Here is a 20,640-nt window from a genome sequence, read left to right as displayed (position 1 = left end):
CTATCCAACGACAAACGCGCGGTTGCCGCGGCAAGACAATGCCGGCGTGATGGCAGGTCACGCCCGCAGCGGCAGCACGCGGTCGGGCGGGCGATGACCGTCGAAGAAGGCGCGGATATTGATGATCACCTTCTCGCCCATATCGATACGGCCTTCGAGCGTCGCCGAGCCCATATGTGGCAACAGCACGACCTTGCCTTTGTGAGCAAGCTTCAGCAGCTTGCTGTTCAGCGCCGGCTCATGCTCGTAGACGTCGAGGCCGGCGCCGGCGATCTTGCCGTCATGGATGAGCTTGACCAGCGATTCCTCATCAATGATATCGCCGCGCGCCGTGTTGACTATGTAAGCCGACGGTTGCAGAAGCGCCAGCCGCCGCGCCGAAAGCAGGTGGAAGGTTGCCGGTGTCGATGGGCAATTGACCGAGATAATGTCCATGCGGGCGAGCATCTGATCGAGGCTTTCCCAATACGTCGCCTCCAACTCGTCCTCGATTGCCGGCAGCACGCGGTGGCGGTTGTGGTAGTGGATCGAGAGGCCAAAGGCCTTGGCGCGCCTGGCGACGGCGGTGCCGATGCGGCCCATGCCGACAATGCCGAGCCGTTTGCCCCAGATGCGCCGGCCGAGCATCCAGGTCGGCGACCAGCCCGCCCATTTCTTGTCGCCGGTCAGCACGTTGGCGCCTTCGGCCAGCCGCCGCGGCACGGCCAACATCAGCGCCATGGTCATGTCGGCCGTATCTTCGGTCAACACGTTTGGCGTGTTGGTGACGGTGATGCCTTTCTTGGCCGCTGCCGCAACATCGATCTTGTCGACGCCATTGCCGAAATTGGCGATCAGCTTGAGGTTGTCGCCAGCCTGGGCAATCAGCGCCGCATCGATATTGTCAGTCACGGTCGGCACCAGCACGTCAGCCTCCTTGACTGCCGCCACTAATTCCGGCTGCGTCATCGGCCTGTCCTCGACATTCAAGCGGGCGTCGAACAACTCGCGCATGCGGGTCTCGACCGGGTCAGGCAACTTGCGCGTGATGATGACGAGGGGCTTCTTTTTGCCTGCCATTGTTTCCTCGAACCCGATCTCGTTGAGACCTCTTTAACCAAGAACGGCGAAACTGAGAGCCGATCGCGGTACCGGTCATCCATGTAACAAGCGGTTCCGCCGAAGACAAAGAAAAAGGGGCGCGAAGGCCGATGCGCCGGCGCCGAAAGGAACGAAAGTGTCTGGTTTCGCGTCGCTCCGCCTGACCCTCAGTGCAGCATTCCTCGGCGCTCTCATCCATAGCCCACTGGTGATGGCCCAAAGTGCCGCGGCACCCGCCCAGAGCGTCACGCTCGGACCAAGTGGCTTGCCGCTACCGCGCTTCGTCAGTCTGAAATCCGGCCGCGTCAACTCGCGCGTTGGGCCGGGCGTCAATTATTCCGTCGACTGGATGTATATGAAGCCAGGCCTGCCGATGGAGATCATCCAGGAGTTCGATACGTGGCGCCGTGTGCGCGATGCCGACGGCTCGGAAGGCTGGATCAATCAGTCGCTGCTTTCGGGCCGCCGCACGGCGATCGTCGCCCCCTGGCAGCGCGGCAAGGACGCTCGCGTCAACCTCCTCGACGACCCGGCAAAAGATGCAGGCGTCATCGCGATCCTCGAACCGGGGGTGATGGGAACGATCAAGTCCTGCGATGGCCAGTGGTGCGAAATGACCTTCGACGGCCATACCGGCTGGCTCGCGCAGTCGCTCGTCTGGGGTGCCTATCCCGGCGAGAAGTTCAAGAACTGACGTTTCCGAACCAGAGGTCGGGCCAGCGCTGAAAGCACCGGATCCGGCGTTTGTATCGCTGATCGTCGGTTCGGGGATGGTTTAGCGGCCGATACGGCCGAGATGGGTATCCTGGAAACTGCTCGACAGCTTCAAGCCATAGCCCAGAGCGCGGTCGATGGCGATGTGGGCGATCCAGATCAGCGCAACAGCTATCGCCATTGCATTGTCAAAGACGCTGCCGGCAAGCGCCAGCAGAACGGGCAAGATCAGCATGTGCAAGGCGTTGTAAGCGACGGCCCCGACGCGCGGTCCTGCCATGTAACCCAGCATCGACAGGTCGGGCGTCAGAATGAGCACGGCAAATAGCCACCAGGAAACACCGGCGATTGCATAGAAGACAAGGGCCGCCACCGCAACGGCGACCCATTCGAGCCGGAGCGTCAAATCCAGGAATTTCATAAGGCGCCGGTCAGTCGCAGCGTTTCGGGCGCAGTCTCACCACGATATCGACATTGGCGATCTCCATGCCTTCCGGCGGTTCCGGCAGGTTGGAAACCGTCACAGGGCCGCTATCGATATCGAAGATCCTGTTTTCGCCCTCGATATAGAAATGATGGTGATCGGAGGTGTTGGTGTCGAAATAAGTCTTCGATCCCTCGACGGCAAGGATGCGCAGAAGGCCGGCCTGGGTAAACTGGTGCAGAGCATTGTAGACGGTGGCCAGAGACACCGGCACGCCGGCGGCAAGCGCCTCCTCGTGCAGTTCCTCGGCCGAAAGGTGGCGGTCGCCCTTGGCGAAAAGCAGATCGGCCAGCGCGATGCGCTGGCGTGTCGGCCTCAGACCGGCCTCGCGAACCCGCTTGTCCACAGCGACATTATCCTTCCGGCAACCCAGATCCATCTATCCGTCGCGCTCACAGCTCGCCTCAGACACGCCCAAAATGACAGAAATTGAGCATCTGCGGAAATTGGACATGTGCTGACATATATTCTGTCGGCCGAATGCGATCAATAGCGCGCATTGACCCGGACAGACGGGCAGGTTAAGCGCAAACGCCGGTTTCCGGCCTGAAACAGATTGTGTTAGGAAACCACCGACAAGGGCGCCTATCGCCCGGGACGATCACGGGGACGAGATTGATGGCGGGTTCGAAATCCAGCTACGGTTACGAGGAATTGCTTGCCTGCGCCCGCGGCGAGCTGTTCGGACCGGGAAATGCGCAGCTGCCCTATCCGCCGATGCTGATGTTCGACCGCATCACCGAGATCAGCGAAACTGGCGGCGCGTTCGACAAGGGTTTTATCCGCGCGGAATTCGATATCAAGCCGGATTTGTGGTTCTTCGCCTGCCATTTCATCGGCAATCCGATCATGCCGGGATGCCTGGGCCTGGATGCCATGTGGCAGTTGACGGGGTTCTATCTCGGATGGCTCGGCGAACCCGGCAAGGGGATGGCGCTGTCGACCGGCGAGGTGAGGTTCAAAGGCATGGTCACGCCTTCGGTCAAGAAGGTGGAGTATGGCGTCGACTTCAAGCGAGTGATGCGCGGTCGGCTTGTGCTTGGCATCGCCGATGGCTGGTTGAAGGCAGATGGCGAGCCCATATATGCGGCAACGGATCTGAAGGTCGGTCTGTCCAAGCAATCGGCGGCCGTCTGAACGAAGACCCTACAGTGCCAGGTCTTGGACGTCCAAAGGACGCTGTAGCACTTTAATTTTGCGCATGGTTCCGTTCCGGAATCAATTTCAGGTTTCGGGGTCCGCACTGGAAGGAGTTGCGAATGAGACGGGTCGTAGTCACAGGTCTCGGCATCGTGTCGTCGATCGGTAACAATGCCAACGAGGTGCAGACCTCGCTGCACGAGGCAAGATCCGGCATCAGCTTCTCCGACTCTTTCGCTGAGCATGGCTTCCGTTGCCGGGTGTGGGGTGCGCCGACGCTGGATCCATCGGGCATGATCGACCGTCGCGCCATGCGCTTCCTGTCGCAGGGTGCTGCCTGGAACCATGTCGCAATGGACCAGGCGATCGCAGACGCCGGCCTCAACGAGACCGACATCACCAACGAGCGCACCGGCATCGTGATGGGCTCCGGCGGACCGTCGACCCGTGCAATCGTCGAAGCGGCCGAGACCACGATCAAGAACGGCAGTCCCAAGCGGATCGGCCCCTTCGCGGTGCCAAAGGCGATGTCGTCAACCGCGTCGGCGACGCTTGCCACCTGGTTCAAGATCCACGGCGTCAACTATTCGATCTCATCGGCCTGCTCGACGTCCGCGCATTGCATCGGCAATGGCTACGAGTTGATCCAGTGGGGCAAGCAGGACATCGTCTTCGCCGGCGGCCATGAGGATCTCGACTGGACGATGTCGGATCTCTTCGATGCCATGGGCGCCATGTCGTCCAAGTTCAACGACAGGGCATCGGTCGCCTCCCGCGCCTACGATGTCGATCGCGACGGTTTTGTCATTGCCGGCGGAGCCGGCGTGCTGATTCTTGAAGAGCTCGAGCATGCCAAGGCACGCGGCGCCAAGATCTATGCCGAGATCGTCGGCTATGGCGCGACCTCGGACGGCTACGACATGGTGGCGCCGTCGGGCGAAGGCGCGGCGCGTTGCATGAAGCAGGCGCTCGCAACGGTGTCCTCGCCGGTCGACTACATCAATACGCACGGCACCTCGACGCCGGTCGGCGACTCCAAGGAAATGGGCGCCATCCGCGAGGTGTTCGGCGAAAAGATGCCTTTCATCACGTCGACCAAATCGCTCACCGGCCATTCGCTGGGTGCCGCCGGCGTGCAGGAATCGATCTACTCGATCCTGATGATGCAAGGCGGATTCATCGGCGAGAGCGCCCACATTGACAACCTCGATCCGGAATTCGAAGGCATGCCGATCGTGCGCAAGCGCATCGACGAAGCCAGGATCAACACCGTTTTGTCCAATTCGTTCGGTTTCGGTGGCACCAACGCTACGCTGATTTTCCAGCGCTATCCCGCATAAGGATTTGCCGACCATGGACGGATTGATGAAGGGCAAGCGCGGGCTTGTCATGGGTGTTGCCAACGATCATTCGATCGCCTGGGGTATCGCCCGCAAACTGTCCGAACATGGCGCGGAACTCGCCTTCACCTATCAGGGCGAGGCCTTCGGGCGCCGGGTCAAGCCTCTCGCCGATAGACTGGGCGCATCGCTGGTAGTGCCTTGCGACGTAGAGGACAGCGCATCGGTCGCTGCTACCTTCGAGACCCTTGGCACGGCGTGGGGCGGGCTGGATTTCGTCGTCCATGCCATCGGCTTTTCCGACAAGAACGAGCTGAAGGGCCTCTACGCCGACACCAGCCGCGACAACTTCATCCGCACCATGGTGATCTCCTGCTACTCCTTCACCGAGGTCGCCCGCCACGCCGCCAGGTTGATGAAAGCCAGCGGTTCGATGATCACGCTGACCTATGCCGGTTCGGTCCGCGTCATGCCGAACTACAACGTCATGGGGGTCGCCAAGGCCGGGCTGGAGGCCAGCGTCCGTTATCTAGCCAACGACTACGGCCCGCGCGGCATCAGGGTGAACGGCATATCGGCTGGACCGGTGCGGACGCTTGCGGGCGCTGGTATTTCCGACGCACGCCACATGTTCTCGTACCAGCAGCGCAACTCGCCGCTACGCCGCACGGTGACGATCGACGAAGTCGGCGGCTCCGCGCTCTATTTGCTGTCCGACCTGTCCTCCGGCGTCACTGGCGAAATCCACTATGTCGATTCCGGCTATCACATCGTGTCCATGCCGACGCTTGACGAGTTGAAGCAGACCGACGGCGGGCGGGAATAGCGCGAGCGACGTGTCGCCGGCTTGCCCCGCAGCGTTTCAGCGTCGCGCCGAGAAGACCGTGAACATGCCGTCGCGGGCGAGCTCCGCATGGCTGGAGAAGGCGGCCGCCAGCACCGGTTCGTAGGGAAGCTGACGGTTTGCCACCATGAACAACCGGCCGCCCGGCTTCAGCGCCTTGCCTGCCGCGCGGATCATGCCGGCACCGATTTCCGGCTCAGTCGCTCGGCTGCGGTGAAAGGGCGGGTTCATGACAACCCCGTCATAGCGGCGCTCGACCGGTTCGCTCAAAAGATCCATCCAGAAGAAACGTGGCTCCACGCCTGTGTTGCCGATATTGGCCTTCGCCGCCTCCAGCGCCTCGAAATCCGCTTCGTAAAGGTCAAGCGCCGATATGCCGGGTGAGCGGGCGGCGACCTCGGCGGCGACATAGCCCCAACCGGCACAGAAATCCGCAACGCTGCCACGCAGATCGTTGGGCAGATTTTCGACCAACAGCTTCGATCCCACATCGATCTTGTCGAAGGAAAACATGCCTGGGGCCGTGCGGAAGCGGTCCTCGACCACCAGGCCCGGATTGGCGGCGCGAAGCGTTGCCGCGGCAACGGTACCGGCCGGCCGGCGAAACCAGAAGGCAATGCCGTGATGCTTCGGCAGGTGGCCTTCGAGCGGCACAAGGGCGCCGACATGCTTGCGCAGGCTGGCGGTGCCATCGTCCTTGCCGCCGGCGACGACGATTAAGCCGCCTGGTGCCACGCATTGGACCGCTTCGGCGACGCGCAACTCGTTTTGGCCGCGATGGCGGCCAGCGAGCACTAGCGCTGCGTCGAAAGCCTCGCCTCCCGCTCGCGGCGTGATAGTGAAGCCGGATGACTGCAAGGCGCGAAAATGCGGCCTGAAGCCTTGGACGAGATGAAGCTTGGCATCAAAGCCTTCGGGCAAGCGAAAGCCGGGCTCGGCACCGAGAAAGAGAATGCGTTCATCCTTTCGTGGCAAGGAAACAGCCCCGGCCTCGAATGGATGGAAAAGCGTCTTCAGCGGCTTGGCGGACATTCACCACTCTTGAACTGCAAGGCGGTTGTTGAAATGCAGACGGGCGCGACCTTCCGGCGCGCCCGCTTCGATTGCATAGCTAGATCAGCTTAGGCGGCGTTTTCTTCGCCTTCGCTCTTCTTGTCGCGCGCGATTTCCTTGCCGGTGGCCTGGTCGACGACTTTCATCGACAGGCGGACCTTGCCACGCTCGTCGAAGCCCATCAGCTTGACCCAGACCTTGTCGCCTTCCTTGACTACATCGGAGGTCTTGGCGACGCGGTCATTGGCGAGCTGCGAGATATGGACGAGGCCGTCACGCGGACCGAAGAAGTTGACGAAAGCGCCGAAGTCGGCGGTCTTGACGACCGTGCCTTCGTAGATTTCACCGACTTCCGGCTCGGCGACGATGGTGTGTATCCACTTCTTCGCCGCCTCGATCTCCTTGGCATTGGCCGAAGCGATCTTGACCGTGCCGTCGTCCTCGATGTTGATCTTGGCGCCGGTCTTTTCGACGATCTCGCGGATGACCTTGCCGCCCGAGCCGATCACGTCGCGGATCTTGTCGGTCGGGATGTGCATGACCTCGATGCGGGGCGCGAACTCGCCGAGCTCGGCACGCGCGCCGGAGAGCGCATGGGCCATTTCGCCGAGGATATGCTGGCGGCCCTCCTTGGCCTGGTCCAGCGCGATCTTCATGATCTCTTCGGTGATGCCCTCGATCTTGATGTCCATCTGCAGCGAGGTGATGCCATACGCGGTGCCGGCAACCTTGAAGTCCATGTCGCCGAGGTGGTCCTCGTCGCCAAGGATGTCGGAGAGCACGGCGAAGCGCTCGCCTTCCTTGATCAGGCCCATCGCAATGCCGGCGACCGGCTTGGCAAGCGGCACGCCGGCGTCCATCAGAGCCAGCGAGGTGCCGCAGACGGTCGCCATCGAGGACGAGCCGTTGGACTCGGTGATCTCCGAAACGACGCGCAACGTATAGGGGAACTGGTCGGCGGTCGGCAGCATCGGCCGGATGGCGCGCCAGGCGAGCTTGCCATGGCCGATTTCGCGGCGGCCCGGCGAACCCATGCGGCCGGTTTCACCGACCGAATAGGGAGGGAAGTTGTAGTGCAGGAGGAACTTCTCCTTGTACATGCCGGTCAGCGAATCGACATACTGCTCGTCCTCGCCGGTGCCGAGCGTGGCGACGACCAGCGCCTGGGTCTCGCCGCGAGTGAACAGCGCCGAGCCGTGCGTGCGCGGCAGCACGCCGACTTCCGAGACGATGTTGCGCACCGTCTTCAGGTCGCGGCCGTCGATGCGCGAGCCGGTGTCGAGGATGTTCCAGCGTACGACCTTGGCCTGGAGTTCCTTGAACACCGTGCCGATCTGTTCGGACGTGTATTTGGCCTCTTCGCCTTCTGCCGGCGCGAACGCGGCCTTGACCTTCGCCTTGACAGCGTCGACGGCGGCATAGCGCTTCTGCTTGTCGGTGATCTTGTAGGCGTCGCGAAGCTCGCCTTCGACGATCTCGAGCATCTCGGCTTCAAGTGCGGAATAGTCCAGCGCGGTGAAGTCGCGCGGGTCCTTGGCCGCGACTTCGGCCAGCTTGATGATCGCGTCGATCACCGGCTGGAAGCCCCTGTGGCCGAACATGACGGCGCCGAGCATAAGGTCCTCGCCGAGTTCCTTGGCTTCGGACTCGACCATCAGCACGGCGTCGGCGGTGCCGGCGACGACCAGGTCGAGCTTCGATTCCTGCATCTCGTCGACATGCGGGTTGAGAACGTATTCGCCGTTGATGTAGCCGACGCGGGCGCCGCCAACCGGACCCATGAACGGCACGCCGGACAAGGTCAGGGCGGCGGAGGTGGCGACAATCGACAGGATGTCCGGGTCATTTTCGAGATCGTGCTGGACGACGGTGACGACGATCTGGGTGTCGTTCTTGTAGCCTTCGGCGAAGAGCGGGCGGATCGGGCGATCGATCAGGCGGGAAACCAGGGTTTCCTTCTCGCTCGGACGGCCTTCACGCTTGAAATAGCCACCCGGGATCTTGCCGGCGGCGTAAGTCTTTTCCTGGTAGTTGACCGTCAGCGGGAAGAAATCGAGGCCGGGCTTCGGCTCTTTCATCGAGACGACGGTGGCGAGAACCTTGGTTTCGCCATAGGTGGCCAGCACCGCGCCGTCAGCCTGACGTGCGATCTTGCCGGTTTCGAGAATGAGCGGGCGGCCGCCCCATTCGATTTCCACTTTGTGGTAATTGAACATGTCTTGTCCTTCGTATGCGGAAAGGGCCGCGCCGTTCAGCGTGCGCGGATGCCCCTTTCCCTTGGCTTCCTTTCTCGGGCAGCCACGGGCAAGACAACGGGAGGCTCGGCTTTTCGGCGCGGTGCCGCACGAGCGTCCTGCAATCCTGCCCCATGACCGTCCATGGGCGGTTTCGAGTGGCCCTCTGCTGTTTCGAAACCGGGTTGGCCAATCGATCCGACTGGCCTTGCGCGTGAACCCGAAAACCAGGTTTTCGGAAAGTATCCTGCGCAAATCTAAAACTTCAGAGCGTCCTTTTTCGCGTCCAAACCGGTGCGCGGCGCTCTGCTTTCTTCATTGGAGCCTTGGATGATCCGATGCTCCAATGCGCGACCGGCGGGCTCTCGAAAGAACCCGCCGGTCAATTCGTCAACGGCGCAGACCGAGCTTCTCGATCAGCGTCTGATAGCGCGCGTCGTCCTTGCGCTTGAGATAATCAAGCAGGCTGCGGCGCTGGGAAACGAGAGCGAGCAGACCACGGCGGGAATGGTTATCCTTCTTGTGGTCCTTGAAATGGTCGGTCAGGTTCTTGATGCGCTCGGAAAGGATGGCGACCTGTACTTCCGGAGACCCGGTGTCGCCCTTGGCGGTCGCGAATTCGCCCATCAATTCCTTTTTGCGTTCGGCAGTAATCGACATCGTGTTTTTCCTTGTCTGTTTGAGGAAACGGGACGCCCTCAGCCGGGATGTCGTCCAGCAGGGGCCGGTGCAAGCAACGCGTCAAAGCGCGAAGCTGCGGCGCATATAGTGCAATTCCGACAAAAAGGCCAGCCCAATTCACAAGCCGGCTTTTTGCTGCATAAACGGGCACTTCCGCTCGGTCAGAGCCATTTCTTCCATTTGAAGTACGCGTAGAGCCCGACCGCAACGAGCAGCATGAAGACGAGCGACAGGGGATAGCCGTAATAGGCTTTTAGCTCCGGCATGTTCCAGGGCGAAGTTTCGGGATCGAAATTCATGCCCCACACGCCGACGAGAAAGGTGAGCGGCATGAAGATCACCGAGACGATCGTCAGATAGCTGATGACGTCATTGGTGCGCGCCTGGCTGAGCGACAGGTGCATCTCGATCAGGCCGGTCAGCATGTCGCGCTGGGTTTCGACCAGTTCGATCAATCGCAGCGAATGATCGAGCGTGTCGTTCAGGAATGTCTTGGTTTCGGCCTTTACATAAGAGACGTCGTTGCGGATCATGGTCGCCAGCGCGTCGCGCATCGGCCAAAGCACGCCCTTCAGCACATTGGCATCGCGCCGCATTTCATGAAGCTGCCGCATCTGGTGCTTGTGCGCCTGGTTCAGCATCTGGTCCTCGATGCTGTCGACCAATTCGCCGGCAGCCTCGATCGGCGGAAAATAGCTGTCGACGATCGCATCGATCAAAGCGTAGGCGAGATAATCGGCGCCGCGCGAGCGCAGGCGGTTAGGTACCGAGCTTGCGATCCGCTTGCGCACGGGATCGAACGGGTCGCCTTCGCGCTCCTGGAAGGTGACGACGAAGTTCTTGCCTAAGAAGACGGTGATCTGTTCGTAGCGATGCGCGGTGACATCGTCGATCATCCTGACGACGACAAAGGCATGGTCCTCGAAGAAATCCACCTTCGGCCGCTGGCCCGTGTTGACGACATCTTCCAGCGCCAGCGGATGCAGGTTGAAGATCCGGCCGATCTCCTCGATCAGCTGGATGTTGGCGAGGCCCGTGCAGTCGAGCCAGATAACCGGCCAATTGTGGCAATGGGTGTTGACGTCGTCGATGCTGGCATTGTCGATCGTCTTGAACTTCTCAGGCGAGATCAACGTCAGCCTGAGGTCTGAACGGCGTGCCGCCGGGTCGGCGATCAGCGTGCCGGGCGAAGCCCCGACCGGCGGCCGCCGTGTGTTGAGCACCGCCCGCTTCTTGACCGTCCCAGCCTTTGCCATGTGCCCCCTCGAGTGCAGCGTCGGATGGCACTACAGCGCCGCGCATCCCCTCGCGCGGCAAACGACGCCGTAGCCCTGTTGATTTAGCGCATGATCCTTTCCCAAAATAGAATCGGTTTGGAGATCATGCGCCGAGAGACAGCTGTTACCCGACAAAGACCCGCTTTGGCTTGAACATGCCTTGCTCGATGGCGCCGATGGCGACCAGCTTGCCGCGCGCGGTGGCGCAGGCCTCGTCAGCGTCTACCGGCGCGTCACGGCCGCGAATGATGACCGGATTGCCGAGGCGTATTTTGGTTGCCGCATCATCGCTGATCGCGACCTGCGGCAGGCATTCGAGCGCCGCGGCGGTGTCAACCAGAAGTGCATCGATGGCACCGAAGTCGATCGGGGCGTCTGCTGCTTGCGGCTCGCCCTGCTCGCCGAAGCGGGCGGCTTCCAGCTCGGCCAGGGTGACGAAATCTTCCTGCGTGAACGGCTCGACCTCGACCCGCCGCAGCTCGGCGATGTGGCCGAAGCAGCCAAGGTCGCGGCCCATGTCGCGGGCCAGCGAGCGGACATAGGTGCCCTTGCCGCATTCGACCTCGAAGATAGTGCGGTCGGCCTTATGCTCGACCAGATCGAGCCGGCCGATCTCGACCTCGCGTGCCGGAATGTCGACCGTCTCGCCATCGCGGGCAAGATCATAGGCGCGCTCGCCGGCGATCTTGATTGCCGAAAACTGCGGCGGCGTCTGCATGATGACGCCGGTATATTTCGAAAGCAGCGCCAGCACGTCGGGTTCCGCCGGACGGCGGCCCGAGCTTTTGGTCGCCGGGCCTTCGAGGTCGTCGGTCGAACGCTCCTCACCCCAGGCGACAGTGAAGCGGTAGACCTTGGCGCCGTCCTGGACGTAAGGCACGGTCTTGGTCGCCTCGCCAAGCGCAATCGGCAGCATGCCGGACGCGAGCGGGTCGAGCGTGCCGGCATGGCCGGCCTTTTCCGCCTGGAACAGCCATTTGATCTTGGAGACGGCCTCGGTCGAGCCCATGCCGACCGGCTTGTCCAGTATCAGCCAGCCCGAGATCGGCCGGCCCTTCTTCTTGCCGCGACGCGCCACTATTCGCTGTCCTTCCGGTCGCCTTTGTCTTTGTCGTCGGCGCTAAGATCGCGCGCCACTTCGGGCGAGTGCAGCAATTCGTTGATCTTCTGGAAATTGTCGTAGCTGGTGTCGAGCCGGAAGCGAAATTCCGGCATGTACTTCATCTGCCGCAGCGCGCCGGAAACGCGGCCGCGAACGAACTTCGCATGCTTGTTGAGCGCCTCGACCACCACGCCGGCATCCTTGGCGCCGAGCGGCGAGACGAAGGCGGTGGCGATCTTCAGATCGGGCGACATGCGCACTTCCGAGACCGAAACCACAGCGTTCTCGATCAGCGGATCGAGGATCTCGCCGCGCTGCAAGCTCTCGGACAGCGCATGGCGCACCTGCTCGCCGACGCGCAGCATGCGCTGAGACGGGCCTGATGTGGTTGAACGGGGCATTTTTCTCTATCCTGAAATCGTGGGACGCGGGATAGGACCGCGCCACATGTCTCATATGGTTTGGGCGGCGGTCTTTCGACCACCGCCCGGTCTCGATGGATGCCTGAACTCGAAAGTTCGAGCTCAGAGCGTCCTGGTCACCATCTCGACGCGGAAGCACTCGATGACGTCTCCGACGCGCATGTCTTCGTAGTTCTGGAAGGCCATGCCGCATTCCTGGCCGCCCGGAACTTCCGAAACCTCGTCCTTGAAGCGCTTCAGGGTCTTCAGCGTGCCTTCGTGGATGACGACATTGTCGCGGATCAGGCGCACGCCCGCACCACGTTCGACCTTGCCTTCCGTGACACGGCAGCCGGCGATCTTGCCGACCTTGGTGATGTCGAAGATCTCGAGGATCTCGGCATTGCCGATGAAGGTCTCGCGACGCTCCGGAGAGAGCAGGCCGGAGAGCGCCGCTTTCACATCATCGACCAGATTGTAGATGATCGAATAGTAGCGGATCTCGATGCCTGCCGCAGCCGCGGCCGCGCGGGCCTGCGCATTGGCGCGAACATTGAAGCCGATGATCGCAGCTCCCGAGGTTTCCGCCAGCGACACGTCGCTTTCGGTGATGCCGCCAGCCCCCGCATGGACGATTCGGGCGCGCACCTCGTCGGTGCCGAGATTGTCCAGCGCCGCATTGATCGCCTCGATCGAGCCCTGCACGTCGCCCTTGATGACCAGCGGGAATTCCTTCAATCCGCTGGTCTGCAATTGCGACATCATCTGTTCAAGCGAGCCGCGCTGGCCGGCATGCCTGGCCACCGCCTTCTCACGCGCCAGACGTTGGCGGTATTCGGTGATCTCGCGGGCACGGGCTTCGTTGTTGACAACGGCGAAGCGGTCGCCGGCTAGCGGCGTACCTTGCAGACCAAGGACTTCCACCGGCATTGCCGGCGGCGCTTCCTTGACCTGCTCGCCGCGATCGTTGACGAGCGCGCGCACCCGGCCCCATTCGTTGCCGGCGACGAGAATGTCGCCCGGCATCAACGTGCCGGTCTGCACCAGCACGGTGGCGACTGGGCCGCGGCCCTTGTCGAGCTGGGCTTCGATGACAACGCCTTCGGCGGTGCGGTCCGGATTGGCCTTCAGGTCGAGGATTTCGGCCTGCAGCAGGATCGCTTCGAGCAACTTGTCGAGATTGATGCCCTTGGTCGCCGACACCTCGACATCCAGCACCTCACCGCCCATGGATTCGACGAACACCTCGTGGCGCAGCAGTTCCGAGCGCACCTTCTGCGGATCGGCGTCATGCTTGTCGATCTTGTTGATCGCCACGATGATCGGAACGCCGGCCGCCTTGGCGTGATTGATCGATTCGATCGTCTGCGGCATGACGCTGTCGTCGGCGGCCACCACGAGGATGGCAATATCGGTCGCCTGGGCACCGCGGGCACGCATCGCCGTGAAAGCGGCGTGGCCGGGCGTGTCGATGAAGGTGATCTTGTGACCGTTCTTCTCGACCTGATAAGCGCCGATATGCTGGGTAATGCCGCCGGCTTCGCCGGACACGACGTTGGCATTGCGGATGGCATCGAGCAGCGAGGTCTTGCCGTGATCGACATGGCCCATGATCGTTACCACCGGCGGACGCGGCTGCAGGTCCTCTGGACGATCGGCGATGTTGAACAAGCCCTCTTCGATATCGGACTCGGCGACACGGCGGACCGTGTGGCCAAATTCGGTGGCGACCAGTTCGGCCGTGTCGGCGTCGATCACGTCACCAGGCTTCAGGATCTGGCCCTGCTTCATGAAGAACTTGACCACGTCGACAGCGCGCTCGGACATGCGCTGCGCCAGCTCCTGGATAGTAATGGTTTCGGGCAGGATCACTTCACGCATGACTTTCTCGCGCGGCTCGTTATGCAACGCGCGCTTGAATTTCTCCTGACGGCGGCGCATCGACGACAGCGAGCGGGCGCGCGCATCCTCGTCGGAAAGAGCCGAATTCAGCGTCAGCTTGCCGCGGCGGCGGTCTTCCTCGCCCTTGGTCGGCTTGGCAGGACGCGCCACTTCGGGCGTGACCAGACGGCGCACTGGTGCACCGGCACCGGTCCGCTTCGGCTTGACCTCTTCCTCGTCATCGACTGTTGCCAGTTCGGCGGCGAGCGGCGCACGGCGGCGTGCCTCTTCCTCGGCACGGCGGCGGGATTCAGCCTCGGCTTGCAGCCGTGCCTCTTCCTCGGCCTGACGGCGAGCCGATTCCTCGCGCTCGCGGCGGCGGCGCTCTTCGTCCTCGCTGCGGCGCTTGGCCTCCTCGATGGCGCGCTGGCGATCCTCGACGTCGCGGACCTTCGAGCCCTCGAGAGCCCGGCGGCGTGCTTCCATTTCCTGGCGCGATAACTCGTTCAGCACCATGCCGCCGCGTTCGACCGGCGGCGGAGGCGGCGGCGCCTTGGGAGCTTCCTGCACGGCAGGCGCTGCCGCGACCGGCTTCGGCGTGAAGACGGACACAGGCGCTGCCGCCGGCTCCGGCTTGTCGCCGGGCAGCGAGAACTTGCGCTTCTTGGTCTCGACGACCACCGACTTGGTGCGGCCGTGCGAGAAGTTCTGGCGCACCGTGCCCTGTTCCATACCGGGGCGCTTCAGCGTCAAGGTCTTCTTCGGCGTAACACTCAGCGTCTTGTCGTCGCCCGATTTCGTATCGCTCATTCCATATCCTCTGCGGCATCATCTTCGTCAGCAACGGCCGCAAGCATTGCCAGATCGTCCGGGGAACCGCCCCGATATCGGTCGAGCGCAACCATGCGCTTCTGGACCGCCCTGCCCGCGTCTCCCGCGAGAACGGCAGCATGTATCACATTTGTACCCCCCAATGCCAAGCTCAACTCGGCCTCGGAGAAAAGTTTGTAAGCACGGATCGCAGGCCCGCCGAGGTGGACGGTTGCCCGTCGCGCCTGGCTTATCTTGCGGACGCCATCGTCGGAGGCCTCGGTCGCGTGCAGCACGAAAAGTGCAAGTCCGCCGCGCACGGCACTCTCGACCTTGGTCGCTCCGAGCGCTATGGCGCCCGCCTTGCGGGCCAGGCCAAGCATGCCCAGAGCGGACCTGGAAAGCAGCGCATCGACCATACCGCCAAGATCGGCCGGCACGGTCACCTGCGCCTTAAAAGCACGGGCAAACAGGTTCTTCGCCGCTGCCTTGTCTATATGTAGGCGGTCGGCCGTCACCCAGCAACCGCGGCCGGGCAGGTTTCTCTTGATGTCCGGAACGACGGCCGAATCCGGGCCGACGACGAAACGGATCAGTTCATCCGGTTCGGCTTGCCTGCGGGTGACGATGCAGGTGCGATCGTTCATCTCGTCCAAGGGCGGGTTCGGTGCGATGCGGTTTCACCTCACGCACCGACGGTTTCGTCAGCCGGCACGCCCTCGGCGGCAAGCTCGTCTTCGGTGATCCAGCCAGCCTTCAGGCGAGCGGCCAAGACCATCTGCTCGGCATCGGCGCGCGACACGCCGTGGTTGGCGAGCACACCCGGGAATACCTTCGTCTCGCCGTCCTTGCGTTCCTTCCAACCGGTCAGGTCGTCGGCGGCGTAGCCGGCGAAATCCTCGATCGTCTTCACGCCGTCCTCGCCGAGCGTCACCATCATGGCGGTGGTGATGCCGGGAATCTCGCGCAATTCGTCCTTGACGCCGAGCGCCTTGCGCTTCTCGTCGTGCTCGGCTTCGATCTTCTCCAGATATTCGCGGGCGCGGGTCTGGATTTCCGAAGCCGTGTCCTCGTCGAAGCCGTCGATCGACGCGATTTCACCCGAATCGACATACGCGACCTCCTCGACGCTGGTGAAGCCTTCGGAAGCGAGCACCTGGCCGACCATCTCGTCGACGTCGAGGGCTTCCATGAACAGCGACGACCGTTCGACGAATTCCTTCTGGCGGCGTTCGCTCTCTTCCTGCTCGGTCAGGATGTCGATATCCCAGCCGGTGAGCTGCGAGGCAAGACGGACGTTCTGCCCGCGGCGGCCAATCGCCAGCGACAGCTGATCGTCGGGAACGACGACCTCGATGCGCTCGGCATCCTCGTCGAGCACGACCTTGGCGACTTCCGCCGGCTGCAAAGCGTTGACGATGAAGGACGCCGCAGAAGGCGACCACGGAATGATGTCGATCTTCTCGCCCTGCAATTCACCGACGACCGCCTGGACGCGGCTGCCACGCATGCCGACGCAGGCGCCGACCGGATCGATGGAGCTGTCGCGCGAAATGACGGCGATCTTGGCGCGCGAACCCGGATCGCGGGCGACCGACTTGATCTCGATGATGCCGTCGTAGATTTCCGGCACTTCCATGGTGAACAGCTTGGCCATGAACTGCGGATGGGTGCGCGACAGGAAGATCTGCGGGCCGCGCTGTTCGCGGCGCACGTCATAGACATAGGCGCGGACGCGATCGCCATATTTGTAGTTTTCGCGCGGGATCAGCTCGTCGCGGCGGATGATCGCTTCGCCACGGCCGAGATCGACGATGACGTTGCCGTATTCGACGCGCTTGACGGTGCCGTTGACGATCTCGCCGATGCGGTCCTTGTATTCGTCATACTGACGGTCGCGCTCGGCCTCGCGGACTTTCTGCACGATGACCTGCTTGGCCGACTGGGCGGCGATACGGCCGAAATCCATCGGCGGCAGCTGTTCGGCGATGAAATCGCCGAGCTGGGCGTCCGGATTGCGCTCGCGGGCCGAGGAAATGGCAATCTGGGTCGCGTAGTCGTCGACCTTCTCGACCACTTCCATCAGCCGCTGCAGCTTCATCTCGCCGGTACTCGGATTGATATCGGCGCGGATGTTGGTTTCCTGGCCGTAGCGCGAGCGCGCGGCCTTCTGGATCGCATCGGCCATGGCGGCGATGACGATCGACTTGTCGATCGACTTTTCACGCGCGACCGCATCGGCGATCTGCAGCAGTTCAAGCCTGTTGGCGCTTACAACCATCTTCTTTCTCCCGAGCTTGTTGCCGACCTTTACGGCCGGCAGCCCAATCACATTTCCTGTTCGGTTTCGTCTTCCGCACCCTCTGGTGCGTCTTCGGATTCGCCGCGGCGTTTCCTGGCTTCCTTGCGCGCCCGGTTGTCCCTCGACAGGGCATCGCGGATAAGATCGTCGGTCAGAACCAGCCGCGCTTCGGCAATCGCATCATAGGGAACACGCACCGTCGGCTCCTCGCCGTAAGCGGCCTTGTCGCGCTCGATCAGCACACTGTCCGCGTCGCTTTCGGCGATCTTGCCCTTGAAGCGCTTGCGGTCGGCGACGAGAACCGACGTTTCCATCTTCACCAGATGGCCGGTCCAGGTTGCAAAGTCCGATTTGCGGACCAGCGGCCTGTCGATGCCCGGCGATGACACCTCGAGATGATAAGCCTTCTCGATCGGATCATCGACATCGAGCGCCGGCGACACCGCCCGGCTGACCTCTTCACAATCCTCGACCGTCATGGTGCCGTCCTCGCGCTCGGCCATGATCTGCAGCGTCAGGCCGTTCTGGCCCGACAGGTGCACACGCACCAAGCGGAAGCCGATGGCGCGCAGTACCGGCTGAACGATCAGCGCGATGCGCGCATCCATGCCGCTTTCGCGGATGATGCGGTCATCGCCTTCGCTTGCCGTCACTGTCATTCGGTCCCTGTCGCTCGATTCCTGTTTGGTCGGCAGGTAATAAAAAAGAGCGGGACCGGGTGGACCCACTCTTCGTCATACCGACCAAGAATTTGAAGCTGATATAGACGATCATGGTCCTCGTTTCAAGCCCGTCATGCATGACGGCAAGGCGCCGAGTCCGCAGCGCTGCGCCAGGTGCATGGCGGCCATGCAGTGATCCCCCTTTGAGCACCGGCTACGCACGACTATCTATGTTGCATTGTTGCATTGCACAATTGGAGCGCTCATTGCGCTCGAAAGGGTACCATCATGAACAATCGTGGATTTTTTTCAGCCATAGGCGATGTCTTTAGCGTGTTCGGCAGCGCCGTAGTCGCGTCGCGGGCTGTGGAAAGCGGTCGCAAGCCGCGTGCGCATGATCTGCGCAATCTCGGCATGGAGCCGGCAGCCTTCGACAAGATCCGTCGCTTCTGAGCCAGGTGAGCGCCGAGAGCCTTCGGCCCGCTCGCCTTGTGCCTAGTTCGGATTTCCCGCTTATTTCCGCACGAAGGTGAGATAGGCTGGCCGTCGGGCTTCGCGAATGGCCTTGGCCTCGTAGCGCGTCCCCGGCCAGCCATCATAGGGCCGGTGCCAGTCGGCCGCTTCGCTGGCCTGCCATGTGAAGGCGCCGTGCGCCCGGCAATGCAGGAGCGTCCAGTTCACATAGCTGTCGATGTCGGACGCAAAGCGGAACTTTCCGCCGTGCTTCAGGACGCGCGCGAAGCGGTCGAGATTGACCGGGCTGACGAAGCGCCGTTTCCAGTGCTTCTTCTTCGGCCAGGGATCCGGGTAGAGAAGATCGATGCCGTCGAGCGAAGCCTGCGGCAGCCAGTCCAGCAGGCGTGTGGCATCGTCGTCATAGACGCGCAGATTGGCAAGCGGCCGCTCCCGGACCGCCATCATCATCTTGGCCATGCCGTTGACGAAAGGCTCGACGCCGATAAAGCCGGTCGCCTGGCTGGCCGTGGCACGGTGCAGAAGATGTTCGCCGCCGCCAAAACCGATTTCGAGCTGGACAGAAGAAACTTCGGCTTCGAAAAGGCTGCGCAGATCGACCGGCGGTTCGACGGTCAGGTCGAGCCTGTAGGCGGCGAAGCCGCTCTCCAGTGCCGCCGCCTGCTGAGGCCGGATGGTCTTGCCGCGCCGGCGACCGAAAAATGCCTCGGTCGCACGGCTTGGCCGGTCCTTCGGGTCCATAGCCGCCGCGGTTAGGCGGCGACTGCTTCGGCGACCGGTTCGGCGAGAGCGTCCTTGAGCGCCTTGGCGAGATCTGTCTTCTCCCAGGAGAAGGATCCGTCGCGGCCGGCCTTGCGGCCAAAATGGCCGTAGGACGACGTCTTGGCATAGATCGGCTTGTTGAGATCGAGATGGCGGCGGATGCCGGACGGCGACAGGTCCATCACGGTGCGCAGCGCACGCTCGAGCTTTGCCTCGTCGATCTTGCCGGTGCCGTGCAGGTCGACGTAGATCGACAGCGGCTGGGCGACACCGATCGCATAGGAAAGCTGGATGGTGCAACGATCCGCGAGCTTCGCGGCAACAACGTTCTTGGCGAGATAACGCGCCGCATAGGCGGCCGAGCGGTCGACCTTGGTGGTGTCCTTGCCGGAAAAAGCGCCGCCGCCATGGGGCGCAGCCCCACCATAGGTGTCGACGATGATCTTGCGGCCGGTCAGGCCGGCGTCACCGTCAGGCCCGCCGATGACGAACTTGCCAGTCGGGTTGATGTACCAATTGCAATTGTCGGCGATCTTCAGGTCGCCCAGTGCTTCGCGAATGTAGGGCTCGACAACATTGCGCACCTTCTTCGAATCCCACGTCTCATCGAGATGCTGGGTGGACAGCACGATCTGCGTGACTTCGGCCGCTTTGCCGTCGACATAGCGGACTGTAACCTGGCTCTTGGCATCCGGCCCGAGCCTGCCCGCATCACCGCTGCCTTCGTGGCGCGCAGCGGCCAGCAGTTCGAGGATCTTGTGGCTGTAATAGATCGGCGCCGGCATCAGGTCCGGCGTTTCGCGGCAGGCATAGCCGAACATGATGCCCTGGTCGCCGGCTCCTTCCTCGCCTTGCCGGTCGGAAGCGTTGTCGACGCCTTGGCCGATATCCGGCGACTGGCCGTGCAGCAGGACCTCGATCTTGGCCGTCTTCCAGTGGAAGCCGGCCTGCTCGTAGCCGATTTCGCGGATTGCCTTGCGGGCGACCGACTTGAACTTGGCCGGGTTGACAATCGGATGGCCAGCCGCGTCCTTCAGGACGTTGCCCTCCTTGTCCTTCTTGAGCAGCGTCTCGGGGACGCGCACCTCACCGGCGATGACAACGCGATTGGTCGTCGCAAGCGTCTCGCAGGCAACGCGGACCTTCCACGGGTCCATGCCGGTCTTTCTGGCTTCGCGATAGACGAGATCGACAATCTCGTCGGAGATGCGGTCGCAGACCTTGTCGGGATGGCCCTCGGCAACGGATTCCGAGGTGAAGAAATAATTGTGCCGCGTCACGGGTGTCCCCTCTTGAAAAAATATCGGCAGGCCGCCGATTTTGGCGCGCCAGTTGTTAACGGTGCCGGGCGCCGCTCGTCAAGCCATGCAGCCGTTCTGGCATGAATTTTGACGTTATT

Annotated in this window: 20 protein-coding genes; 5 read left to right on the top strand and 15 right to left on the bottom strand. The window is 62.5% G+C overall.

The genetic code is table 11. The features are described from left to right. Positions 1-57 precede the first annotated feature (57 nt). On the bottom strand, positions 58-1,059 hold the full coding sequence (locus AC0L2P_RS03690) for a 2-hydroxyacid dehydrogenase (RefSeq protein WP_254816279.1): 1,002 nt from the start codon (positions 1,057-1,059) through the stop codon (positions 58-60). A 157-nt stretch (positions 1,060-1,216) separates the two neighbouring features. Here AC0L2P_RS03690 and AC0L2P_RS03685 point away from each other — a divergent pair, with 157 nt between their 5' ends. Beyond that, positions 1,217-1,774: an SH3 domain-containing protein gene (locus AC0L2P_RS03685; RefSeq protein ID WP_473499888.1), complete on the top strand. Its 558-nt coding sequence runs from the start codon at positions 1,217-1,219 to the stop codon at positions 1,772-1,774. A gap of 81 nt (positions 1,775-1,855) precedes the next feature. Here AC0L2P_RS03685 and AC0L2P_RS03680 read toward each other — a convergent pair whose 3' ends face one another. After that, positions 1,856-2,215 (bottom strand): DUF4260 domain-containing protein, encoded by a 360-nt coding sequence (locus AC0L2P_RS03680; protein ID WP_473499887.1) that lies wholly within the window; start codon positions 2,213-2,215, stop codon positions 1,856-1,858. A gap of 10 nt (positions 2,216-2,225) precedes the next feature. After that, on the bottom strand, positions 2,226-2,657 hold the full coding sequence (irrA, locus tag AC0L2P_RS03675) for an iron response transcriptional regulator IrrA (RefSeq protein ID WP_023676913.1): 432 nt from the start codon (positions 2,655-2,657) through the stop codon (positions 2,226-2,228). A gap of 239 nt (positions 2,658-2,896) precedes the next feature. On the opposite strand from irrA, the gene fabA reads away from it, so the two are divergent. From fabA to fabI, 3 genes are all read left to right on the top strand, one after another. Further along, positions 2,897-3,415, top strand: coding sequence for a 3-hydroxyacyl-[acyl-carrier-protein] dehydratase FabA (gene fabA, locus AC0L2P_RS03670; protein ID WP_023676912.1), 519 nt, complete (start codon positions 2,897-2,899; stop codon positions 3,413-3,415). 122 nt (positions 3,416-3,537) lie between these two features. After that, complete coding sequence (fabB, locus tag AC0L2P_RS03665) at positions 3,538-4,758, top strand: beta-ketoacyl-ACP synthase I (RefSeq protein WP_473499886.1); 1,221 nt, start codon at positions 3,538-3,540, stop codon at positions 4,756-4,758. A 13-nt stretch (positions 4,759-4,771) separates the two neighbouring features. After that, positions 4,772-5,584: an enoyl-ACP reductase FabI gene (gene fabI / locus AC0L2P_RS03660; RefSeq protein ID WP_473499885.1), complete on the top strand. Its 813-nt coding sequence runs from the start codon at positions 4,772-4,774 to the stop codon at positions 5,582-5,584. 36 nt (positions 5,585-5,620) lie between these two features. Here the strand turns inward: fabI and AC0L2P_RS03655 are convergent, their stop codons facing one another. The 10 genes from AC0L2P_RS03655 to rimP form a co-directional block, all read right to left on the bottom strand. Then, a complete protein-coding gene (locus AC0L2P_RS03655) occupies positions 5,621-6,634 on the bottom strand; it encodes a class I SAM-dependent methyltransferase (protein WP_473499884.1) in 1,014 nt (337 codons plus the stop codon). Positions 6,635-6,723: 89 nt separating this feature from the next. After that, on the bottom strand, positions 6,724-8,871 hold the full coding sequence (gene pnp / locus AC0L2P_RS03650; RefSeq protein WP_473499883.1) for a polyribonucleotide nucleotidyltransferase: 2,148 nt from the start codon (positions 8,869-8,871) through the stop codon (positions 6,724-6,726). Between the two features lie 408 nt (positions 8,872-9,279). Next, positions 9,280-9,591 (bottom strand): 30S ribosomal protein S15, encoded by a 312-nt coding sequence (gene rpsO / locus AC0L2P_RS03645; protein WP_280940423.1) that lies wholly within the window; start codon positions 9,589-9,591, stop codon positions 9,280-9,282. A gap of 140 nt (positions 9,592-9,731) precedes the next feature. Beyond that, positions 9,732-10,826: a magnesium/cobalt transporter CorA gene (gene corA, locus AC0L2P_RS03640; RefSeq protein ID WP_473499882.1), complete on the bottom strand. Its 1,095-nt coding sequence runs from the start codon at positions 10,824-10,826 to the stop codon at positions 9,732-9,734. A 145-nt stretch (positions 10,827-10,971) separates the two neighbouring features. Beyond that, complete coding sequence (truB, locus tag AC0L2P_RS03635; protein WP_473499881.1) at positions 10,972-11,925, bottom strand: tRNA pseudouridine(55) synthase TruB; 954 nt, start codon at positions 11,923-11,925, stop codon at positions 10,972-10,974. Continuing rightward, entirely contained in the window at positions 11,925-12,350 is a 426-nt protein-coding gene (rbfA, locus tag AC0L2P_RS03630; RefSeq protein ID WP_473499880.1) for a 30S ribosome-binding factor RbfA, read from the bottom strand. The genes truB and rbfA overlap by 1 nt, the downstream gene beginning before the upstream one ends. Positions 12,351-12,473: 123 nt before the next feature. Further along, positions 12,474-15,041 carry a translation initiation factor IF-2 gene (gene infB, locus AC0L2P_RS03625; RefSeq protein WP_352664270.1) on the bottom strand — a complete coding sequence of 856 codons (2,568 nt, stop codon included), beginning with the start codon at positions 15,039-15,041 and terminating at the stop codon, positions 12,474-12,476. Further along, positions 15,038-15,688: an RNA-binding protein gene (locus AC0L2P_RS03620; RefSeq protein ID WP_023719562.1), complete on the bottom strand. Its 651-nt coding sequence runs from the start codon at positions 15,686-15,688 to the stop codon at positions 15,038-15,040. Before AC0L2P_RS03620 ends, infB begins: the two co-directional genes overlap by 4 nt. A gap of 38 nt (positions 15,689-15,726) precedes the next feature. Beyond that, positions 15,727-17,322, bottom strand: a complete 1,596-nt coding sequence (gene nusA, locus AC0L2P_RS03615; protein ID WP_473499879.1) for a transcription termination factor NusA — start codon at positions 17,320-17,322, stop codon at positions 15,727-15,729. Positions 17,323-17,369: 47 nt separating this feature from the next. Continuing rightward, positions 17,370-18,002 (bottom strand): ribosome maturation factor RimP, encoded by a 633-nt coding sequence (gene rimP / locus AC0L2P_RS03610; protein WP_473499878.1) that lies wholly within the window; start codon positions 18,000-18,002, stop codon positions 17,370-17,372. A 291-nt stretch (positions 18,003-18,293) separates the two neighbouring features. On the opposite strand from rimP, the gene AC0L2P_RS03605 reads away from it, so the two are divergent. After that, a complete protein-coding gene (locus AC0L2P_RS03605) occupies positions 18,294-18,458 on the top strand; it encodes a hypothetical protein (protein WP_473499877.1) in 165 nt (54 codons plus the stop codon). A gap of 60 nt (positions 18,459-18,518) precedes the next feature. Here the strand turns inward: AC0L2P_RS03605 and trmB are convergent, their stop codons facing one another. Then, complete coding sequence (gene trmB / locus AC0L2P_RS03600) at positions 18,519-19,220, bottom strand: tRNA (guanine(46)-N(7))-methyltransferase TrmB (RefSeq protein ID WP_473499876.1); 702 nt, start codon at positions 19,218-19,220, stop codon at positions 18,519-18,521. 11 nt (positions 19,221-19,231) lie between these two features. Continuing rightward, positions 19,232-20,521, bottom strand: coding sequence for a methionine adenosyltransferase (metK, locus tag AC0L2P_RS03595; protein ID WP_473499875.1), 1,290 nt, complete (start codon positions 20,519-20,521; stop codon positions 19,232-19,234). Positions 20,522-20,640: the final 119 nt, after the last annotated feature.

It is taken from the genome of Mesorhizobium sp. WSM4836 (genome assembly GCF_055811815.1).
Note: the sequence above shows the minus strand (reverse complement) of the source record. Positions and strands in the feature narration are given on the sequence as shown.